The sequence below is a fragment of the Kribbella sp. DT2 genome (assembly GCF_049844575.1).
Classification (GTDB): domain Bacteria; phylum Actinomycetota; class Actinomycetes; order Propionibacteriales; family Kribbellaceae; genus Kribbella.
This window is the reverse complement of the sequence record NZ_JBNCLH010000005.1, coordinates 354,374-372,040: the sequence shown is the minus strand read 5'-3', so window position 1 is coordinate 372,040 and position 17,667 is coordinate 354,374. Positions and strand designations below refer to the sequence as shown.

The following is a 17,667-nucleotide window of genomic DNA, read 5'->3' as shown; positions in this document are numbered from 1 at the left end:
CCGCCCCCGGCGCGTTCCCCCGGTTTGTGGTGGGCGGGGGGGCCCGGCACCCCCCCCCCCCCACCCCCGGGCTCCCCGCCCGCCCCGGGGAGCGCGCGGGGTCGGTGGCAGGTGGTGCGCCGGAGGCTTGGGTCGCCACACTCACCAGGAGAGCTGCGGCGATCAGCCCGGCGCCCGCCGTACGGGTTCGGCGTCGGCCGGGTGGTTGGGAGGTAGTCGGGCGGGGTGTCATGACAGGATTCCTCCTTCTCGCGGCACTCTCGCGCGCCGCGTCATCAGCCGGGGGCTGAGCTGCCCCTGACGATCAGTTCGGGCTGCAGCAGGCGTTCGGTCGGTCCTTCGACGTCGGCCGTGCTGGTGAGGATGTCGATCAGTTCGTTGGCGATCAGGTCGATCGGCTGCCGCAGCGTGGTCAGCGCGGGCGAGACGACCGACGCCAGCGGCGAGTCGTCGAACCCGGTCAGCGCGACGTCGCTCCCGGTGACCAGCCCACGCCGGTTGAGCTCCCGCAGCGCCCCGAGGGCCAGTACGTCGCTCAGGGCAACGATCGCGTCGACGGGTTCGGATGCGTCGAGCAACAAAGCGGCACCGCGTGCACCCTCGTCGAAGGTGTCCTCCACGCAGTGCACCGCAAGCCCGTCCACCGGCAGCCCGAGCTCGACGCACGCGTCACGCCACCCCGCGAGCCGGTCCTCCGCGAGCCCCGACGTCCGCGGCCACCCGAGGAACCCGATCCGCCGCCGCCCACCGTCGTACAGGTGCCGCGTCGCCATCGCGCACCCACTGGCGCCGTCCACATCGACGTACGGCCCGGGCTGCGTGGACTCCTTCCACACCCGCCCGAAGGAGACGAACGGAATCCGCTGGTCCTTCAACCACCCGTGCCGCGGGTCGTGCGTCTCGGTCTGCGACAGCACGAACCCGTCGACGAGCCGCCGCGCGTGCAGGTCGTCGTACACCGACATCCCGTCGGCGCCGGCAGGGGCCGTGAACAACAAGATGTGCCGCCCGGTCGTCTCCGCCGCAGCGCACAACGCGTGCAGGAACTGGTCCATCACCAGATGAGCCTGCCCACCGTGCCAGCTCGGCACGCAGTACCCGATCAGCTCGACCGCACTGGTCCGCAGACTCCGGGCGTTACGATTGGGCCGGTAGTTGAGCAGCTCGATCGACCGAGTCACCCGCTCGAGCGTGTCCGGCCGCAACCGGTGCGGAGCATTCAACGCGTTGGAAACGGTCTGCACAGAAACATCGGCATGCGCCGCAACCTGCTTGAGCGTAGCCACCAGACCCCCTCACCGCTGCGGGTTTGAACGTTAAAATTCCCCCCGCAGTCTCACCCGCCACAACCTGCGTTGTCAACGGCAGGCCGGCCGAGGGCCATCCGGCGGCCTACAGGAAACGTTCCCTGTCACGGGCTGATTGGGGAGTGGTGATCGGGCCGATCCGGGCGAGGACGAGGGCCAGGACTTCCTGCAGGCCGGGCGAACCGTCGACGGTGATCTCGCCGGGGACGCCCAGGAGGTCGAGGGGGTGGTACCACTCGCGGAGCTTGGCAGCGGGGACTGTCATCGGCTTGAGCTCGTGCCGGCGCAGGGTTTCGTCGAGGGGAACGTCGAGATAGAACACGTGGGACGGGCCCGGGTGCTCGGCGAGCAGCTCGCGGAGCATCTCGCCGTAGTGAGGTGCGTGGAGGATGCCTTCGAGGATCGTCGTGCACCCGAGGCGGAGGCAGGTGCGGACGGTCTCGGCGATGAGGGTGATGTTGTCGCCGTCCGGTACGTCGTGCTCGCGGAGGATCACGCGGCGGAGGTGATCCTGCCCGACGTTCGCCGTACCGGGTCCGAGGGCGCGCTGGAGCTCCAGGGCGAGGGCGGATTTTCCGGAGGCGGAGTTGCCTCGGAGGACGACCAGCGCCGGCATGTCAGATCCTCGGGGGGCCGGCGCGGAGGATTTGTTCTGCTTCGGCTCGGGGGCCTGGGGGGATCCAGCGGCCCCACCAGGTGGCGCCGGCTTCGGCGAAGGCTTGGGGGCTGCCGCCGCTGGTCTTGATGTCGAAGTCGTTGCTTCGTTGGGCTCTGAGGGCTTGGACGTCTTCGGGGAGCATTGGCAGGGAGGCGGTGGTTGGGCCCTTGTAGGCGCAGGAGCCGTCCCATCGCAGGATTCTTCGGCGTACGGCGGGGACGAGCAGGTTGCCGCCGATCCAGATCGGGATTCTCGGGTGCTGGATCGGGCGGGCGGTCAGTTGGGCACCGTCCAGCTGGTAGTGCTTTCCGCGGTGGTGCACGGCCTCGCCGGACCACAGTGCGTCGATCACCGCGAGGCCTTCGTCGAGCATCTCCGCGAGAACGCGCGGATCGGTCGGTTCGCCGACCCCGCCGAGGAACGGGTCCGCGGGGTCGCCGATCCCGACGCCGAGGATCATCCGGCCGTCCGACAGGTGATCCAGCGCGACCGCCTCGGCCGCGACCTTCCACGGACGCCGGCGGGGGAGCGGCGTCACCGTCGTACCGAGCCGCACGCGGCTGGTCGCGCACGCCATCGCCGCCAGACAGATCCACGGATCGTACGTCGGAAGCGAGGTGCCTTGATAGGCGAGATAGTCCTCCAGGAACACCCCGTCCCACCCGGATTCCTCGGCGAGCCGGGCGAGATCCGCCAGCCCCCGCGGATCCCGCCCGTCACCCACCGCGCCAAAGGTCACCGAGAACTTCATCCGGTCACCGTAGATGGACCTACCGACAGAACCAGATCAGGCCGCGTGGCCGCCGTCGATGGTCAGCTCTGTGCCGGTGACGTACCCCGCGTTCGGCCCCGCCAGGTACACGATCGCGGCCGCCACCTCGTCCGGCGTGCCGAAGCGCGGTAGTGCCAGCGCTCCACGCTGTGCCTCGGCGTACCGACCGTCGGCCGGGTTCATCGCCGTGTCCGTCGGGCCAGGCTGTACGACGTTCGACGTGATCCCTCGCGGGCCGAGATCTCGCGCCAGTCCCTTGCTGAGACCGACCACCGCCGACTTGCTCAGCCCGTACAGCGTCATCCCCGGCCCGGCGTTCCGTTCGGCGATCGTGCTGCCGACGTGGATCATCCGGCCACCGTCCGCCAACCGCGACGCGGCAGCCCGCGCGGCGACGTACGCGCCGCGCACGTTCACCGCGATCACCCGGTCGATCTCCTCCAGAGGAACGTCCGTGATCATCCCGCTCGTCCCGACGCCCGCGTTGTTCACCAGTACGTCGAGCCCGCCGAGCGCGTCGACGGCCCGCGCCACCGTCGCCTCGACAGCCGCGGCATCGGTGGCGTCCGCCTGAAAGGCGAACCCCCGCCGCCCCGCAGCCTCGATCTGCTTCACCACGTCCGCCGCGTCCGAAGCCGCACTCTGATAGGTGATCGCCACATCCGCGCCCGCCGCGGCCAGCGCCAGAGCGGTCGCGGCTCCGATGCCACGGCTCCCGCCGGTCACCAGCGCCAGCTTGCCCGTAAGGTCGTTCATCGTTTCCTGCCTTCTCGTTGTCCGTCGCTACCGCTCCAGTTCAGCGGCCGCGGAGCCCGAGAGCTGGCGGTTTCACGCCGCCGGATCCTGCCGTCGTTTTCCCGCGACCGGGACGATCACCTCGATGGCGCAAATCCGCTAGTACATGTCGGCGGAACCAGCGATGCTGGGGAGGTGTACGAATGTGTCGAGCGGTGCGTGCGAGCGGTCCAGTCCAAGGACGCGCGGTTCGACGGCTGGTTCTTCACCGCCGTACTGACCACCAAGATCTACTGCCGCCCGAGCTGCCCGGTGGTCCCGCCGAAGGTCCAGAACATGCGGTTCTACCCGAGCGCCGCCGCGGCCCAGCAGGCCGGTTTCCGCGCCTGCAAGCGCTGCCGCCCGGACGCGAGCCCGGGCTCCCCGGAGTGGAACGACCGCGCCGACCTGGTCGCCCGTGCGATGCGCCTGATCAGCGACGGTGTCGTCGACCGCGACGGCGTACCGGGCCTCGCGACCCAGCTCGGGTACAGCGTCCGTCAGGTGCAGCGCCAGCTCCAGGCCGAGCTCGGCGCCGGCCCGCTCGCCCTGGCCCGGGCGCAGCGCGCGCAGACGGCGCGGATGCTGATCGAGACCAGCGACCTGCAGATGGCCGACGTCGCGTTCGCGTCGGGATTCTCCAGCGTGCGCACGTTCAACGAGACCGTCCAGGAGGTCTTCGCGCTCTCGCCGAGCGAGCTCCGCGGCCGGGCGCAGCGCGGCTCGCACCCGACCGCCCCGGGCACGATCTCGCTGCGGCTCCCGTTCCGCGCGCCGCTCACGCCGGACAACCTGTTCGGCCACCTGATCGCCACCGGCGTACCGGGTGTCGAGGAGTGGTACGGCGGCGCCTACCGCCGCACGCTCCGCCTCCCGCACGGCCACGGCGTCGTCGCGCTCAAGCCGATGCCCGACCACATCGCCTGCCAGCTGTCGCTCACCGACCAGCGCGACCTCGCGATCGCGATCAGCCGCTGCCGCCGGATGCTCGACCTGGACGCCGACCCGATCGCCGTCGACGAGTTGCTCGCCGACGACCCGTTCCTCGCGCCGCTGATCGCGAAGGCACCCGGCCGCCGCGTGCCGCGGACCGTCGACGGCAACGAGTTCGCCGTACGGGCCGTGCTCGGTCAGCAAGTGTCGACGGCCGCCGCCCGGACCCACGCGAGCCGGCTCGTCCTGGCGTACGGCGAACCGGTCGACGACCCGGCTGGCGGACTCACGCACCTGTTCCCGACGATGGAGGCGCTGGCCGGGCTCGATCCGGAGACGCTGGCGTTCCCGAAGTCCCGGCGTACGACGTTGACCACGCTGATCGCGACGCTCGCGGCCGGCGACATCGACCTCGGCGCCGGCAGCGACTGGGACCGCGCCCGCGCCCAGCTCGCCGAGCTGCCCGGGATCGGCCCGTGGACGGTGGAGTCGATCGCGATGCGCGCGCTCGGTGATCCGGACGCCTTCGTGGCCAGCGACCTGGGCATCCGGTACGCCGCCCGCGACCTCGGGTTGCCCGAGGCCCCCAAACCCCTGATCGCGCACGCACGGGCCTGGCGGCCGTGGCGCGCGTACGCCGTGCAGTACCTGTGGGCGACCGGGGACCATGCCATCAACAAGATCCCGACCGAGCTTCCGAACGACGGAGTGAGATGACCGACCTGAAGACCGAGCGGCTGCTGCTGCGGCAGTGGACCGAGGCCGACAAGGAGCCGTTCGCGGCGCTGAACGCGGACCCGGCGGTGATGGAGCACTTCCCGTCGATGCTGACCCGCGAGCAGAGCGACGAGATGGTCGACCGGACTGCCCGGGCTGTCGTCGAGCGAGGGCTCGGCTGGTTGGCGGTCGAGGTGCTCGAGACGGGCCGGTTCATCGGGTTCATCGGATTGTCGGTGGCGAGCTTCGAGGCTCCCTTCACCCCGGCCGTCGAGATCGGCTGGCGTCTGTCCAAAGATGCCTGGGGCAATGGTTATGCGACCGAGGGGGCTCGGGCAGTCCTGGAGTACGGGTTCGGCCCGCTCGGGCTGGACGAGATCGTCTCCTTCACCGCGACGACGAACCTGCCGTCCCAGCGCGTCATGCAGCGCATCGGCATGACCCACGACGAGGCTGACGACTTCGACCACTCACGACTCGAGCCCGGCCACCCGCTGCGTCGGCACGTCCTCTACCGCATCACCAAGCCCTGACATGCCGTACGCCGTACTCGAGAGCCCGATCGGCGACCTCACCCTCGTCGCCACACCCGACGACGAGCTGGTCGGCCTCTACATGGAGCAGCAACGTCACCGCCCCGCGATGGAAACCTTCGGCGCGCGCGACGACAGCATCCTCCCCAAGGTCGCGCACCAGCTCACCGAGTACTTCGCCGGCGAGCGCACCACCTTCGACGTCCCGCTCGCCCCCGTCGGAACCCCTTTCCAGCAAGAGGTCTGGACAGCCCTGCTCGACATCCCGTACGGCACCACCACGACGTACGGCGAGCTCGCCCTGACCATGGGCAAGCCTTTGACCGCCTCGCGAGCCGTCGGTCTCGCCAACGGCAAGAACCCGATCAGCATCATCGTCCCCTGCCACCGCGTGATCGGCTCGACCGGCAGCCTCACGGGGTACGGCGGCGGCCTCCCGCGCAAGCAGCAACTCCTCGACCTGGAACGCGGCGACGCTCTCTTCTAACCCCAGGACTCGCTGAACACCACCATCCCGTCCGGCACGGCGACCTGTTCGAGAACGGCCTCGGGCGAGAAGTCCTCGTGCGGCGCCTCGTAGTCCTCCGGGGAGACGTAGACGCGCGTCGCCGCGAGCAGGCCTGTGCCCGGGAGATCCAGCCACGGCTCGCCGGCGTCGTGGATGATCGCGTACACGGCCTGCACCACGTCGTCGACCGCGACCTCGGCGTCCGCCTCGGTCTCCTCCGCCCAACTGCGCCGGTGCGCCGCCCGCCCGGCGGTCAGCAGTTCGTCGGCGTCGCGCACGCCCAGGTCGACCCGCGTCACCAGCGAGATCACGTCGACCGCGACCTCCTCGTCGTCCTCCAGCTCGTCCTCGTCGTCGTACCCGCCGGGTGAGACCGAGGTCCCGGTGTGGTCGAGCACGGCGTCGTCCCAGCCGCCGAGCAGCCGGCCGAGCTTCTCGTTCTCGGCCCACAGGTCGGCCTGCTCGGCGCTGCCGCCGCGGAGACCGAGCACGGCCTCGGCGTGTGCGCGCAGGCCGTCGATCAGTTCGTCGGTCCGCCGGCGCAACGCGGCCCGGCTCTCGTCGGAGTACTGCTCGATGTCCAGAGTGTCGTCCATGACCTGATCATCCTCAGAAACCGTCCGGATAAGTGCTCATTGGGTGAGCACTTATCTACGGCAGAGTGGGACCAGGCAGCGAGGGAAGGGACCCCGGAGATGAGCAGCACGGTGGCGAAGGTGGACCTGTCGGACGACCTGGCGGTGCGGCCGGCGGATGTGGACGAGTGGCGGGGCTGGCTTTCGGTCAACGGGCAGAGTGAGCGGGCCGTCTGGCTGGTGGTCGGACGAGGTGCCGACGACGTGGTCGACTACGTCGCCGCGGTCGAGCACGCGTTGTGCTTCGGGTGGGTGGACAGCAAGACGATCAAGCGCGACGACTCGACGACGTACCAGTGCTTCACCCCTCGGAACCCGCGCAGCACCTGGAGCAAGGTGAACCGCCAGCGGGTCGCCCGGCTGACGGCGGAAGGCCTGATGGCGCCGGCGGGCCTCGAGGTGGTCAAACGGGCGCAGGAGACCGGCGTGTGGGACGTGCTCGCCGAAGCGCAGAACCTGGTCGTCCCGGCCGACCTCCAGACGGAGCTCGACCGGAACGACCAGGCAGCCACGCACTTCGCGAAGTTCCCGCCGTCGTCCCGGCGGCTGATCCTCGAGTGGATCGCCCTCGCCAAGCGCCCCGAGACGCGCGCCCGACGGATCCAGCAGACGGTCGAGCTCGCCGAGAACAACCAGCGGGCCAACCACCCGAGGTGAACACACACCACTCACCAACCCCCTCGAAACACCCGCGACCGGCCGCTCCTGAGCGTGGGCGAAGGCCGAGGCCGCGGCTTGGTGAGTGGTGGGGGAACGAGAGCCTGGCGCCCCGACGCCTGCGCCGGCGCGGCGGAGAGTGTGGCCGAGATTCAGCTCCCGGTGTTGGCCGGGTCGTCGAGGCGTTCCTCGGCAGGTCCGCCGGCCGGGATCGCCGGCGGCGCCGTCTTCCGGAGCCCGGACAGCTTCTTCGCGACCGGCTCGGTGTACCGCGCGGCGATCGGCCCGAGGATCACCAGGATCAGCACGTACGCCGTCGCGAGCGGCCCCAACCGTGGCTCGACCCCAACGGCCAACCCGGCGATCACGATCGAGAACTCGCCGCGGGCGACGAGCGTCCCACCGGCCCGCCAACGCCCTGCCGCCTTGATCCCGGCGCGCCTGGCGGCGTACCAGCCGGTGAGCACCTTCGTCAGCGCGGTGAACACCGCGAGCGCCAGCGCGACGCCGAGCACCGGCGGGATGTCCGCCGGATCCGTGCTCAACCCGAAGAACACGAAGAACACCGCCGCGAACAGGTCCCGCAGCGGGCTCAGCAGGTTCCGCGCACCGTGCGCGACCTCACCCGAGAGTGCGATCCCGACCAGGAACGCGCCGACCGCCGCCGACACCTGCAGCTTCGCCGCGATTCCCGCGACCAGCAGCGTCAGACCCAGTACGACGAGCAGCAGCATCTCCGGGTTGTCCGACGAGACCGCCCGGCTGATCACCCGCCCGTACCGCAGGGCGACGAACAGCACGATGCTCACCGTGCCGAGCGAGATCAGCAGCGTGATGCTTCCGCCGGCCAGCCCGACGCCGGCCAGCAGCGCGGTCAGGATCGGCAGGTAGACCGCCATCGACAGGTCCTCGAGCACCAGGATCCCGAGGATCACCGGCGTCTCGCGGTTACCCAGCCGGCCGAGGTCCCCGACCACCTTCGCGATCACTCCCGACGACGAGATCCAGGTGACGCCGGCCAGCGCGACCGCGGCGACCGGACCCCAGCCGAGCATCAGCGCGACGGCCGCGCCCGGCAGCGCGTTGAGCACGAAGTCGACGACACCGGACAGGTACTGCGTCTTCAGCGTGCTGACCAGGTCGGCCGCGGTGTACTCCAGGCCGAGCAGCAACAGCAGCAGGATCACGCCGATCTCGGCGCCGGTGGCAACGAACTCCTCGCTCGCGTCGAGCGGCAGCAGCCCGCCGTGGCCGAAGGCGAGCCCGGCCAGCAGGTACAGGGGGATCGGGGAGAAGCCGACCCGGCCGGCGATCCGGCCGAGGATGCCCAGGGCAAGGATCACCGCGCCGAGCTCGATCAGCAGCATCGTCATGTCGTGCACGTCAGCCTCCCGAGATCAGGTCGGCCACGGCGTCGACGCCCTCACGTGTGCCCACCACGACCAGCGTGTCGCCGATCGTGAAGCGGAAGTCCGGGGTCGGCGACGGTGTCGCGCCGGTCCGTCGCAGCACCGCCACGATCGAGGCGCCGGTGCGGCTGCGGGCCTGGGTGTCGCCGAGCGTGCGGCCCGAGTACGGCGAACGGCTGGTGATCGGGATCTGCTCGGTGACCAGGTCGATCTCCAGGTCGTTGTGCAGCGGGTCGATCGGCGTCGGGACGAGCAGCTGCGCCAGCGCGCCGGCCTCGGCCGCGTCCAGCGGGACGGAGTTCGTGCAGTTGTCGTCGTCCTCGGGATCGTGAAAGCCCAGGAACCGGCGGCCGTCCTCGTGGACGACGATCGACACGTGCTTGCCGCCCCCGGTGACGAGGTCGTAGCGGGTGCCGATCCCGGGCAGTGTGGTCCGGGTCGGGTGGGCGTGGTCCATCAGTAGTCCTCCGGCTCGGAAAATGCAATCAGTGGTGACAACCATTCTCCCGTACGGGGTGTTCCACCGCTGTGACCTGTGCTGCAATCAGGTGCACTGCAACTAGTTGCATAGGTACGCTGACGGCGTCTGGAGGTGGTCGCGGTGGCGCTCGAGCACGCGTTGCTGGTCTCGCTCAGCGAGCGGGAAGGGTCCGGGTACGAACTGGCCCGCCGGTTCGACCGGTCGATCGGGTTCTTCTGGGCGGCCACGCACCAGCAGATCTACCGGGTGCTGCGGCGGATGGAGGAGGCCGGCTGGGTCACCCACACCGACGTCGCGCAGGAGGGCCGGCCGGACAAGAAAGTCTACCAGGTCGCCGGCGCGGGCCGCACCGAGCTCACCCGCTGGCTGGCCGAACCGATCGAGCCGACGATGCTGCGCGACGAGCTCGGCGTGAAGCTGCGCGGCGCGTCGCTGGGCGATCTCGACGCCGTACGGCGTGAGGTCGAGCGGCACCGCGACGAGCACGCCGCGCGCCTGGCGGCGTACCAGGCGATCGAACGCCGCGACTTCCCGAAGCCGTCGACGCTGGCGGGACGTGAGCTGCACCAGTACCTCGTGCTCCGCGGCGGGGTCCGCGCCGAACAGTCCTTCACCGACTGGTGCGACGAAGTCCTCCAGGCCCTACGACCGAAAGGCGCCCGATGAACGGCTCGCTCCCGACCAACAACGGCTCCCCGCGTTCGGCGCCGCCGGCGGGTTCGGCGTACCCGACCTTGCTGGCGCCGCTCGACCTCGGGCACGTGACGCTGCCGAACCGGGTGATCATGGGCTCGATGCACACCGGTCTCGAGGACCGGGCGCGCGACCTGCCGAAGCTCGCGGCGTACTTCGCCGAGCGCGCCCGCGGTGGCGTCGGCCTGATCGTCACCGGCGGCTACGCGCCCAACCGCACCGGCTGGCTCACCCCCTTCGGCTCCCGGCTGACCTCCCACCGGCAAGCTCGCCGGCACCGCATCATCACCGACGCCGTGCACGCCGAGGGCGGCCGGATCGCCCTGCAGATCCTGCACGCGGGGCGCTACGCGTACCACCCGTTCAGCGTCTCCGCCTCCCGGCTGAATGCCCCGATCAACCCGTTCCGCCCGCGCGCTCTGTCCGACCGCGGCGTCCGGAAGCAGATCGACGCGTACGTCGACTGCGCCGCGCTCGCCCAGGAGGCCGGGTACGACGGCGTCGAGATCATGGGCTCCGAGGGCTACTTCATCAACCAGTTCCTCGCCGAACGCACCAACCGCCGGACCGACCGCTGGGGCGGCTCACCGGAGAACCGCCGCCGCCTCGCCGTGGAGATCGTCCGCCGAACCCGCGAGCGCGTCGGGCCGGACTTCCTGATCATCTACCGGCTCTCGATGGCCGACCTCGTCGAGGGCGGCCAGACCTGGGACGAAGTCGTTGCACTAGGCAAGGAGATCGAGACCGCCGGTGCGTCGATCATCAACACCGGCATCGGCTGGCACGAGGCCCGCGTACCGACCATCGTCACCTCGGTCCCGCGGGCGGCCTTCACCTCGATCACCGCCGCCTTCCGCCCGCACGTCGCGATCCCGGTCGTCACGTCGAACCGCATCAACCTGCCCCAGGTCGCCGAGGAGGTCCTCGCCCGCGGCGACGCCGACCTGGTCAGCCTGGCCCGCCCGTTCCTCGCCGACCCGGACTGGGTGCTCAAGGCAACGGAATCGCGCGCCGACGAGATCAATGTCTGCATCGCCTGCAACCAGGCCTGCCTGGACCACGTCTTCGCCAAGAAGCTCGCCAGCTGCATGGTCAACCCGCGCGCGGCCCGCGAGACCGAGCTCGTCCTGCTGCCGACCCGCCGTACGAAGAAGGTCGCGGTCGTCGGCGCGGGCCCGGCCGGCCTCTCGGCGGCCGTCACCGCTGCCGAACGCGGCCACGACGTCGCGCTCTTCGAGGCCGACCGGGAGATCGGCGGCCAGTTCGGCATCGCCCAGCGCATCCCCGGCAAGGAGGAGTTCGCCGAGACGATCCGCTACTACCGCCGCCGCCTCGACCTCACCGGCGTCAAGGTCCACCTCAACCACCGAGCCATCCCCGAAGACCTGGCCGGCTTCGACGAGATCATCCTCGCCACCGGCGTGGTCCCGCGTATCCCGTCGATCCCCGGCATCGACCACCCCAGCGTCCTCTCGTACGCCGAACTGGTCCGCGGCCATCACCCGGTCGGCTCGTCGGTAGCCGTCATCGGCGCCGGCGGCATTGGCGTGGACATCTCCGAATTCCTCACCACTGCCAAGTCCCCCACCCTCGACCTGGCGCTGTGGAAGTCCGAATGGGGCGTAGGCAACCCGGAAGAAGACCGAGCCGGCCTCACCGAGCCCCACCCCGACCCGTCCCCCCGGGAGGTCTACCTCCTCCAACGAAAGCCCGGCAAGATCGGCGCCGGCCTGGGCAAAACCACCGGCTGGGTCCACCGAGCCGCCCTGAAGAACAAGCAGGTCACCCAGCTCCGAGCCGTCAACTACGAACGCATCGACGACGAAGGCCTCCACCTGACCTTCGGCCCCAACCACGAGAACCCCCGCACGCTGGCGGTAGACACCATCGTCATCTGCGCGGGCCAGGAGTCCGTCAACGACCTCGCCGCCCAACTCCCCAACCACTCCGTCCACGTGATCGGCGGCGCTGACGTCGCCGCCGAGCTGGACGCCAAACGAGCGATCGACCAAGGGACCCGCTTGGCCGCCAGGTTGTAGCAGAGCAACGACAAGAGCGGCGCTCGTCGGCGATGCTGTGGGCATGGAGTACGTGTCCAGAGTGCCGCGACCGCCGTTGGACGGCCTGATCGACGACCTCTACTACCTGGAGGGTGCGTCGCCGTACGCGCGGCTGACGCTGCCGCCGAGCCCGTCGGCCCTGCTCATCGTCAACCTCGGGGCACCGTTCCGCATCCGCGCCGGCCTCGACGGCGAGACGGCCGAGTACGCCGACGGCTGCGTGATCACCATGCCCACCCGCGCGTTCGAGTTCGGCTACCCGCTGCGGACCCGGTCCGTCGGCGTGCACCTGAAGCCGTGGGGGCTGGCGCCGTTCCTGCCGATGCCCGCGGCCGAGCTGTGTGACCGGCCGGTGACGATCGAGCAGGTCTGGGGCCGGCCCGCCGTTGCGGAGCTAAGAGACCGGTTGGCGACGGCGCGCGGACCGCACGAGCTGCTGACGCTGCTCGAGGAGGAGCTGAGGCGACGGCTGTGCGAAACCGCCGGCCTGGGGCTGGTCCGCCGTACGAGCAGTGTCATCGCGGCGACCGGCGGGACGGTGGCGATCGGCGACCTGAGCGTGGCCGCCGGTGTCAGCAGCACGCATCTGGCGCAGCGGTTCAAGGAGCTCGTCGGCGTCACGCCGAAGCGGCTGGCCCGCACCTACCGCTTCACCACGACCGTGCTGGCGATCGACCCCACCGGACCGATCGACTGGGGCGATGTCGCCGGTCGGGCGGGCTACTTCGACCAGGCCCACTTCGGCCACGAGTTCCGGGCGTTCACCGGGCTCACGCCGACCCGGTACGTCGAGGTCCGGCGGCGGTTCCTGCGCGAACATCCCGGCCACACGCTGGAGGGCTGGCCGCTGCCGGCCGATTGATTTCCTACAAGAACGACAGCTCACCGGACGCTAGTTTTGGGGCACCCTGAAGCAGAGGAGAGTCCGGTGGGCAAGGTGGTCCTGTACAGCTCGGTGTCGGTGGACGGTTTCGTCGCGGACGAGAACGACCAGCCCGGACCGCTGTTCGACTGGTTGACCAGCGGCGACGTCCCGTTGGACGAGAGCGGCGTGGTCAAGGTGTCGCAGGTGTCCTACGACTACACCCGGGCGTACTGGGACCAGATCGGCGTGACCGTCGCCGGCCGCCACGTCTTCGACCTGACGGATGGCTGGGGCGGGAAGCCTCCGGCCGGGATCGACCACGTGGTCGTCGTGACGCACCGGCCGCAGCCCGAGGGCTGGGACGCCGAGGCGCCGTTCCACTTCGTCGACGGCGTCGAGGCGGCCGTGGCCAAGGCGCAGGAGTTCGCGGGTGACCGCATCGTCGAGGTCGCCGCCGGCGACGTCGGTGGCCAGGCGCTCGCCGCGGGGCTGGTGGACGAGGTGCGCATGGACGTCGTACCGGTCGTGCTCGGGTCCGGCAAGCGCTACTTCGGGTCGGTCGACGCGCAGCACCTGCTGGAGAACCCCGACGTGATCCAGGGCGACCGGGTACTGCACCTGCGCTACCAGGTGCGCCGCTGACGACACCTTGCTGTGAAGGGCCGATCACGTTCCGCGAGGCTGACATCTGGGGTTAGGTAAGGCTATCCTCTGGCCATGCGAGAGTCGGTGGGGCTGACGGGCGCCGGGTTGCGGCTGGGGTACCACGGGCGGTTGGTGGTGGACGACGCCGGGCTGGAGATCGACCCGGCGGGGGTGACCGCGCTGGTGGGGCCCAACGGGAGTGGGAAGTCGACGCTGTTGCGGGCGCTGGCTCGGTTGCACAAGCCTGATGCGGGGACCGTTCGGCTCGCCGACGGCGAGGACGCCCTGGCGCTGTCGCAGAAGGACTTCGCGCGGAAGGTCACCTTGCTCTCGCAGTCGCGGCCGACGCCGAACGGCGTGAGTGTGCGCGACGTCGTCGGCTACGGCCGGCACCCGTACCGCGGGCGCTGGCGTCACGACGACCCCGAGGGCAACGCCGCGATCGAGCACGCCATGGACGTCACCGGCGTGACGAGCATGGCCGAGCGGGCCGTCGACGAGCTGTCCGGTGGTGAGCTGCAGCGCGTCTGGCTGGCCACTTGTCTGGCGCAGGACACCGGCGTACTGCTGCTCGACGAACCGACCACTTTTCTCGACCTGCGCTACCAGATCGAGATCCTCGACCTGATGCGCGACCTCGCCGACGAGCACGGGGTCGCCGTCGGCGTCGTACTGCACGACCTGAACCAGGCGGCCGACGTGGCCGACCGGATCGTCCTGCTCGACCAAGGGCGGGTCCGCGCGACCGGTACGCCGGCCGAGGTCCTGCAAGCGGAGTCGTTGACCGAGACCTACGGGATCCGGATCGACGTCGGTACCGACCCGGTCACCGGGCGGATCAGCACCCAGCCGGTCGGCAGGCACCTGCACCGGCACGTCCTTCAAAACCACTGCCTTCAAGACATCTGAGGACCCGATGAGAAGAGTCACCGTCCTGGCCGCGAGCCTGCTGCTCGCCCTGACCGCCTGCGGCACCAGCGAACCGACCGAGCCGGCGGCGGACTCGTCCGCCGCCGCGCAGCCGGTCTCCGTCACCGACGCCCGCAACAAGAAGCTCGACCTGCCGAAGCCCGCGACCAAGGTCGTCGGCCTGGAGTGGGGCGTGGTCGAGAACCTGATCACCCTCGGCGTCCAGCCGGTCGGGGTCGCCGACGTGAAGGGCTACACCACCTGGGTGACCGCGGCCAAGCTCGACGCCGGCGTCAAGGACGTCGGCACCCGCGGTGAGGCCAGCGTCGACGCGATCGTTGCCCTCAACCCCGACCTGATCATCACCACCACCGACGAGTCGGCCAGCACGATCACCCAGCTGGAGAAGGCCGCGCCGGTGCTCGTCGTCAAGGGCTCCGACGCGAAGAACGCGATCCCGCAGATGAAGAAGAACCTCGACCTGGTCGGTCAGGCGATCGGCAAGGCCGAGGAAGCCACCGAGGCGAACGCCGCGTTCGACCAGGCAGTTGCCGACGGCAAGAAGAAGATCGCCGACGCTGGCAAGGCCGGCGAGGGCTTCACGATGGCCGACGGGTACAAGGAGGGCAGCACGATCTCGATCCGGATGTTCACCAACGGCTCGCTGCTCGGCGCGGTCGCCGGCGAGCTCGGCCTGAAGAACAACTGGACCGGCGCGGGCGACCCCGACTACGGCCTGGCGCAGACCGACATCGAGGGCCTGACCAAGCTCGGCGACGGCAGCTTCCTCTACATCGCCTCGACCGCCGACGGCGGTGACGTGTTCGGCGGCGACCTGTCGAAGAACGCGATCTGGAAGAACCTGCCGTTCGTGAAGGCCGGCAGCGTGCACCGCCTGGCCGACGGGATCTGGATGTTCGGCGGACCGAAGTCGACCGAGCAGTTCATCGACGCGACGGTGCAGGCAGTCACCTCTTGACCCAGGTCACCACCGAGCGGCCCCAGGTCGCCGAAGCCCTCCAGCCGGTACGACGGATCCGCGTCGCCGGGGTGTTCGTGATCACCCTGGCCGCGGTCGTCGTCCTGGCCGGCGTGCACCTGACCCAGGGAACCTCGTCGGTCGGCGCCGGGGACCTGCTCCGGCTGGTGATCGGCCAGGGCACAGACAATTCGGCCAACGTGCTGATCGCGTCGCGGCTGCCGCGGCTGCTGGCCGGCGTACTGGTCGGCCTCGCGCTCGGCGTCGCCGGCGCGGGGCTGCAGTCGCTCGCACGCAACCCGCTCGCCTCGCCGGACACGCTCGGCGTCAACGCGGGCGCGTACCTGGCGGTCGTGATCGTCGCGGCGTTCGGGATCAACCTGCCGGTGCTGCCGGCCGGTGGGGTCGCGTTCGTCGGGGGGCTCGCGGCCGCCGTACTGGTGCTTGCGTTGTCGGCCGGTGGGACGTCCGGGCCGACCCGGTTGATCCTGGCCGGATCCGCTGTGGCAATGGCGTTGTCGGGTGTGACGACGTTGCTGATGCTGCTGCGTCGCGAGGAGACGATCGGGACGTTCGCATGGGGGAGCGGGACGCTCGTCCAGACCGATCTCGACGCGGTCGGGCAGATGGCGCCGATCGTCGCGGTCGCGCTGGTCGCGGCGCTGTGGCTGGCGTCGCGGCTCGACATCCTGTCGCTGGGCGACGACACCGCGGCGGTGCTGGGAGTTCGCGTACGACGTACGCGGGTGCTCATCACGCTCGTCACGGTGATGCTGTCCGCGGCCGCTGTCACGGTGGCCGGGCCGGTCGGGTTCGTGGGCCTGGTCGCGCCGGTGCTCGTGCGGCTGGTCGCGCCGTTGGTGCCGGGGCTGATGCGGCACCGGGTGCTGCTGCCGCTGTCGGGGCTCGCCGGGATCCTGGTGGTGCTCGGGGCGGACGTCGTACTGCGGGCTGTGCTCGGTGGGCAGGCCGGCGTGGAGATTCCGACCGGCATCATGACTATGCTCGTCGGGGCTGTTGTGCTGGTGTGGCTCGCGCGCCGGTACCGCGACTCAGGACCGAGCCGTACGCCGTCGGGCGCATCGTCCGGGCTGCGGAGTGCGCGGACGTTCTGGATCGTGGTCGGCGTACTGGCTGTGCTGCTGGTCGCCGCACTGGTGCTGGCGATGCTTGCCGGGGATGCGTTCCTGCGGACGGGTGACATCGCGAACTGGATCAACGGACGCTCCGGGCGGGCGATCACGTACGTCCTCGACCAGCGGTTCCCGCGGGTGTTGTCGGCCGTGCTGTGCGGCGCGGCGCTGGCGATCGCCGGCGCGACCGTGCAGGCCGTCTGCCGCAACCCCCTTGCCGAGCCGGGCATCCTCGGCATCACCGGCGGTGCCGGCTTCGGCGCCGTCGTCACGCTGATGCTGGTCCCGTCGGCCGGCATCTGGCTCCTGTCCGGCGTCGCCTCCGCGGCCGCGCTGGGCACCTTCGCGCTGGTCTACCTGGTCTCCTGGAGGGGTGGGCTCAGTTCGGACCGGCTGGTGCTGATCGGGGTCGGCGTCTCCTCGGCGACGACCGCGATCATCACCTTCGTCATCGTGTACACCAACCCGTGGAACATCACGCTCGCGATGACGTGGCTCTCGGGCAGTACATACGGACGAACGCTCCCGCAGGTCATACCGGTCACTGCGGCGCTCCTGGTCCTGACGCCGGTCGTTGTCCTCGCGCGCCGAGAGCTCGACCTACTGTCCCTGGACGACGACGTCCCACGCATCCTCGGCGTACGCCTGGAACGCACCCGGCTGTTGGCGCTGGCGGCCTCCGCCTTGCTCACCTCAGCCGCCGTCTCAGCCATCGGAGTCGTGGGCTTCGTAGGCCTGGTCGCCCCGCACGCCGCGCGAGCCCTGGTCGGCGGCCGCCACTCCCGCCTCCTCCCAGTCGCCGCACTCCTGGGCGCCGTCCTGGTCTCCGTAGCCGACAGCCTCGGCCGCACCCTGCTGGCCCCGGCCCAGATCCCCGCAGGCCTCCTCACCGCGATGATCGGCGCGCCGTACTTCGTGTACCTGCTGTGGAGAACCCGCGCCAACAAGCTCTAGAGAAGTACAAAGAGCAGAGAAGGGTCACCGAAACACTGCGCCATC

General features: G+C 70.4%; 18 protein-coding genes. 11 read left to right on the top strand and 7 right to left on the bottom strand.

The features are described from left to right. Positions 1-275 precede the first annotated feature (275 nt). The 4 genes from ACLQ2O_RS23305 to ACLQ2O_RS23290 form a co-directional block, all read right to left on the bottom strand. Positions 276-1,286 carry a LacI family DNA-binding transcriptional regulator gene (locus tag ACLQ2O_RS23305; RefSeq protein WP_425834766.1) on the bottom strand — a complete coding sequence of 337 codons (1,011 nt, stop codon included), beginning with the start codon at positions 1,284-1,286 and terminating at the stop codon, positions 276-278. A 106-nt stretch (positions 1,287-1,392) separates the two neighbouring features. Then, entirely contained in the window at positions 1,393-1,923 is a 531-nt protein-coding gene (locus tag ACLQ2O_RS23300) for a kinase (protein WP_425834764.1), read from the bottom strand. A gap of 1 nt (position 1,924) precedes the next feature. After that, positions 1,925-2,716 (bottom strand): LLM class flavin-dependent oxidoreductase, encoded by a 792-nt coding sequence (locus ACLQ2O_RS23295; RefSeq protein WP_425834762.1) that lies wholly within the window; start codon positions 2,714-2,716, stop codon positions 1,925-1,927. A gap of 36 nt (positions 2,717-2,752) precedes the next feature. Then, entirely contained in the window at positions 2,753-3,493 is a 741-nt protein-coding gene (locus ACLQ2O_RS23290; protein ID WP_425834760.1) for an SDR family NAD(P)-dependent oxidoreductase, read from the bottom strand. Positions 3,494-3,691: 198 nt separating this feature from the next. Between ACLQ2O_RS23290 and ACLQ2O_RS23285 the strand changes: the two genes are divergently transcribed. Genes ACLQ2O_RS23285 through ACLQ2O_RS23275 form a run of 3 tightly spaced genes read left to right on the top strand, consistent with a single transcriptional unit; the run spans position 3,692 to position 6,181 of the window. Continuing rightward, entirely contained in the window at positions 3,692-5,161 is a 1,470-nt protein-coding gene (locus ACLQ2O_RS23285) for an AlkA N-terminal domain-containing protein (RefSeq protein WP_425834758.1), read from the top strand. Then, on the top strand, positions 5,158-5,694 hold the full coding sequence (locus ACLQ2O_RS23280) for a GNAT family N-acetyltransferase (RefSeq protein WP_425834756.1): 537 nt from the start codon (positions 5,158-5,160) through the stop codon (positions 5,692-5,694). The genes ACLQ2O_RS23285 and ACLQ2O_RS23280 overlap by 4 nt, the downstream gene beginning before the upstream one ends. A 1-nt stretch (position 5,695) precedes the next feature. After that, positions 5,696-6,181, top strand: a complete 486-nt coding sequence (locus ACLQ2O_RS23275) for a methylated-DNA--[protein]-cysteine S-methyltransferase (RefSeq protein WP_425834754.1) — start codon at positions 5,696-5,698, stop codon at positions 6,179-6,181. Here ACLQ2O_RS23275 and ACLQ2O_RS23270 read toward each other — a convergent pair. Further along, entirely contained in the window at positions 6,178-6,798 is a 621-nt protein-coding gene (locus tag ACLQ2O_RS23270; RefSeq protein ID WP_425834752.1) for a hypothetical protein, read from the bottom strand. The genes ACLQ2O_RS23275 and ACLQ2O_RS23270 overlap by 4 nt on opposite strands. A 99-nt stretch (positions 6,799-6,897) precedes the next feature. Here ACLQ2O_RS23270 and ACLQ2O_RS23265 point away from each other — a divergent pair, with 99 nt between their 5' ends. Beyond that, a complete protein-coding gene (locus tag ACLQ2O_RS23265) occupies positions 6,898-7,494 on the top strand; it encodes a YdeI/OmpD-associated family protein (protein WP_425834750.1) in 597 nt (198 codons plus the stop codon). A 152-nt stretch (positions 7,495-7,646) separates the two neighbouring features. Here ACLQ2O_RS23265 and ACLQ2O_RS23260 read toward each other — a convergent pair whose 3' ends face one another. Continuing rightward, positions 7,647-8,867, bottom strand: a complete 1,221-nt coding sequence (locus ACLQ2O_RS23260; protein ID WP_425834748.1) for a cation:proton antiporter — start codon at positions 8,865-8,867, stop codon at positions 7,647-7,649. Positions 8,868-8,877: 10 nt separating this feature from the next. Beyond that, positions 8,878-9,360 (bottom strand): cation:proton antiporter regulatory subunit, encoded by a 483-nt coding sequence (locus ACLQ2O_RS23255; RefSeq protein WP_425834746.1) that lies wholly within the window; start codon positions 9,358-9,360, stop codon positions 8,878-8,880. Positions 9,361-9,504: 144 nt separating this feature from the next. On the opposite strand from ACLQ2O_RS23255, the gene ACLQ2O_RS23250 reads away from it, so the two are divergent. The 7 genes from ACLQ2O_RS23250 to ACLQ2O_RS23220 all read left to right on the top strand — a co-directional run bounded on the left by ACLQ2O_RS23250 (position 9,505) and on the right by ACLQ2O_RS23220 (position 17,622). Beyond that, the gene (locus ACLQ2O_RS23250; RefSeq protein WP_425834744.1) at positions 9,505-10,050 is read left to right on the top strand and encodes a PadR family transcriptional regulator; all 546 of its coding nucleotides are present in this window, start codon (positions 9,505-9,507) and stop codon (positions 10,048-10,050) included. After that, positions 10,047-12,116: an FAD-dependent oxidoreductase gene (locus ACLQ2O_RS23245; protein ID WP_425834742.1), complete on the top strand. Its 2,070-nt coding sequence runs from the start codon at positions 10,047-10,049 to the stop codon at positions 12,114-12,116. Before ACLQ2O_RS23250 ends, ACLQ2O_RS23245 begins: the two co-directional genes overlap by 4 nt. A gap of 43 nt (positions 12,117-12,159) precedes the next feature. After that, complete coding sequence (locus tag ACLQ2O_RS23240; RefSeq protein ID WP_425834740.1) at positions 12,160-12,999, top strand: helix-turn-helix domain-containing protein; 840 nt, start codon at positions 12,160-12,162, stop codon at positions 12,997-12,999. Positions 13,000-13,065: 66 nt separating this feature from the next. After that, complete coding sequence (locus ACLQ2O_RS23235) at positions 13,066-13,644, top strand: dihydrofolate reductase family protein (protein WP_425834738.1); 579 nt, start codon at positions 13,066-13,068, stop codon at positions 13,642-13,644. Between the two features lie 75 nt (positions 13,645-13,719). Next, the gene (locus ACLQ2O_RS23230) at positions 13,720-14,556 is read left to right on the top strand and encodes an ABC transporter ATP-binding protein (protein ID WP_425834736.1); all 837 of its coding nucleotides are present in this window, start codon (positions 13,720-13,722) and stop codon (positions 14,554-14,556) included. 7 nt (positions 14,557-14,563) lie between these two features. After that, complete coding sequence (locus tag ACLQ2O_RS23225) at positions 14,564-15,535, top strand: ABC transporter substrate-binding protein (protein WP_425834734.1); 972 nt, start codon at positions 14,564-14,566, stop codon at positions 15,533-15,535. Next, positions 15,532-17,622, top strand: coding sequence for an iron ABC transporter permease (locus ACLQ2O_RS23220; RefSeq protein ID WP_425834732.1), 2,091 nt, complete (start codon positions 15,532-15,534; stop codon positions 17,620-17,622). The genes ACLQ2O_RS23225 and ACLQ2O_RS23220 overlap by 4 nt, the downstream gene beginning before the upstream one ends. The last annotated feature ends 45 nt before the right edge of the window (positions 17,623-17,667 follow it).

What these genes read in the sequence shown, in the direction of transcription:
- ACLQ2O_RS23300 (WP_425834764.1), bottom strand. Translation starts at nt 1,923, where the DNA reads ATGCCGGCGCTGGTCGTCCTCCGAGGCAACTCCGCCTCCGGAAAATCC.
- ACLQ2O_RS23295 (WP_425834762.1), bottom strand. Translation starts at nt 2,716, where the DNA reads ATGAAGTTCTCGGTGACCTTTGGCGCGGTGGGTGACGGGCGGGATCCG.
- ACLQ2O_RS23290 (WP_425834760.1), bottom strand. Translation starts at nt 3,493, where the DNA reads ATGAACGACCTTACGGGCAAGCTGGCGCTGGTGACCGGCGGGAGCCGT.
- ACLQ2O_RS23280 (WP_425834756.1), top strand. Translation starts at nt 5,158, where the DNA reads ATGACCGACCTGAAGACCGAGCGGCTGCTGCTGCGGCAGTGGACCGAG.
- ACLQ2O_RS23275 (WP_425834754.1), top strand. Translation starts at nt 5,696, where the DNA reads ATGCCGTACGCCGTACTCGAGAGCCCGATCGGCGACCTCACCCTCGTC.
- ACLQ2O_RS23270 (WP_425834752.1), bottom strand. Translation starts at nt 6,798, where the DNA reads ATGGACGACACTCTGGACATCGAGCAGTACTCCGACGAGAGCCGGGCC.
- ACLQ2O_RS23265 (WP_425834750.1), top strand. Translation starts at nt 6,898, where the DNA reads ATGAGCAGCACGGTGGCGAAGGTGGACCTGTCGGACGACCTGGCGGTG.
- ACLQ2O_RS23260 (WP_425834748.1), bottom strand. Translation starts at nt 8,867, where the DNA reads ATGACGATGCTGCTGATCGAGCTCGGCGCGGTGATCCTTGCCCTGGGC.
- ACLQ2O_RS23255 (WP_425834746.1), bottom strand. Translation starts at nt 9,360, where the DNA reads ATGGACCACGCCCACCCGACCCGGACCACACTGCCCGGGATCGGCACC.
- ACLQ2O_RS23245 (WP_425834742.1), top strand. Translation starts at nt 10,047, where the DNA reads ATGAACGGCTCGCTCCCGACCAACAACGGCTCCCCGCGTTCGGCGCCG.
- ACLQ2O_RS23240 (WP_425834740.1), top strand. Translation starts at nt 12,160, where the DNA reads ATGGAGTACGTGTCCAGAGTGCCGCGACCGCCGTTGGACGGCCTGATC.
- ACLQ2O_RS23230 (WP_425834736.1), top strand. Translation starts at nt 13,720, where the DNA reads ATGCGAGAGTCGGTGGGGCTGACGGGCGCCGGGTTGCGGCTGGGGTAC.
- ACLQ2O_RS23225 (WP_425834734.1), top strand. Translation starts at nt 14,564, where the DNA reads ATGAGAAGAGTCACCGTCCTGGCCGCGAGCCTGCTGCTCGCCCTGACC.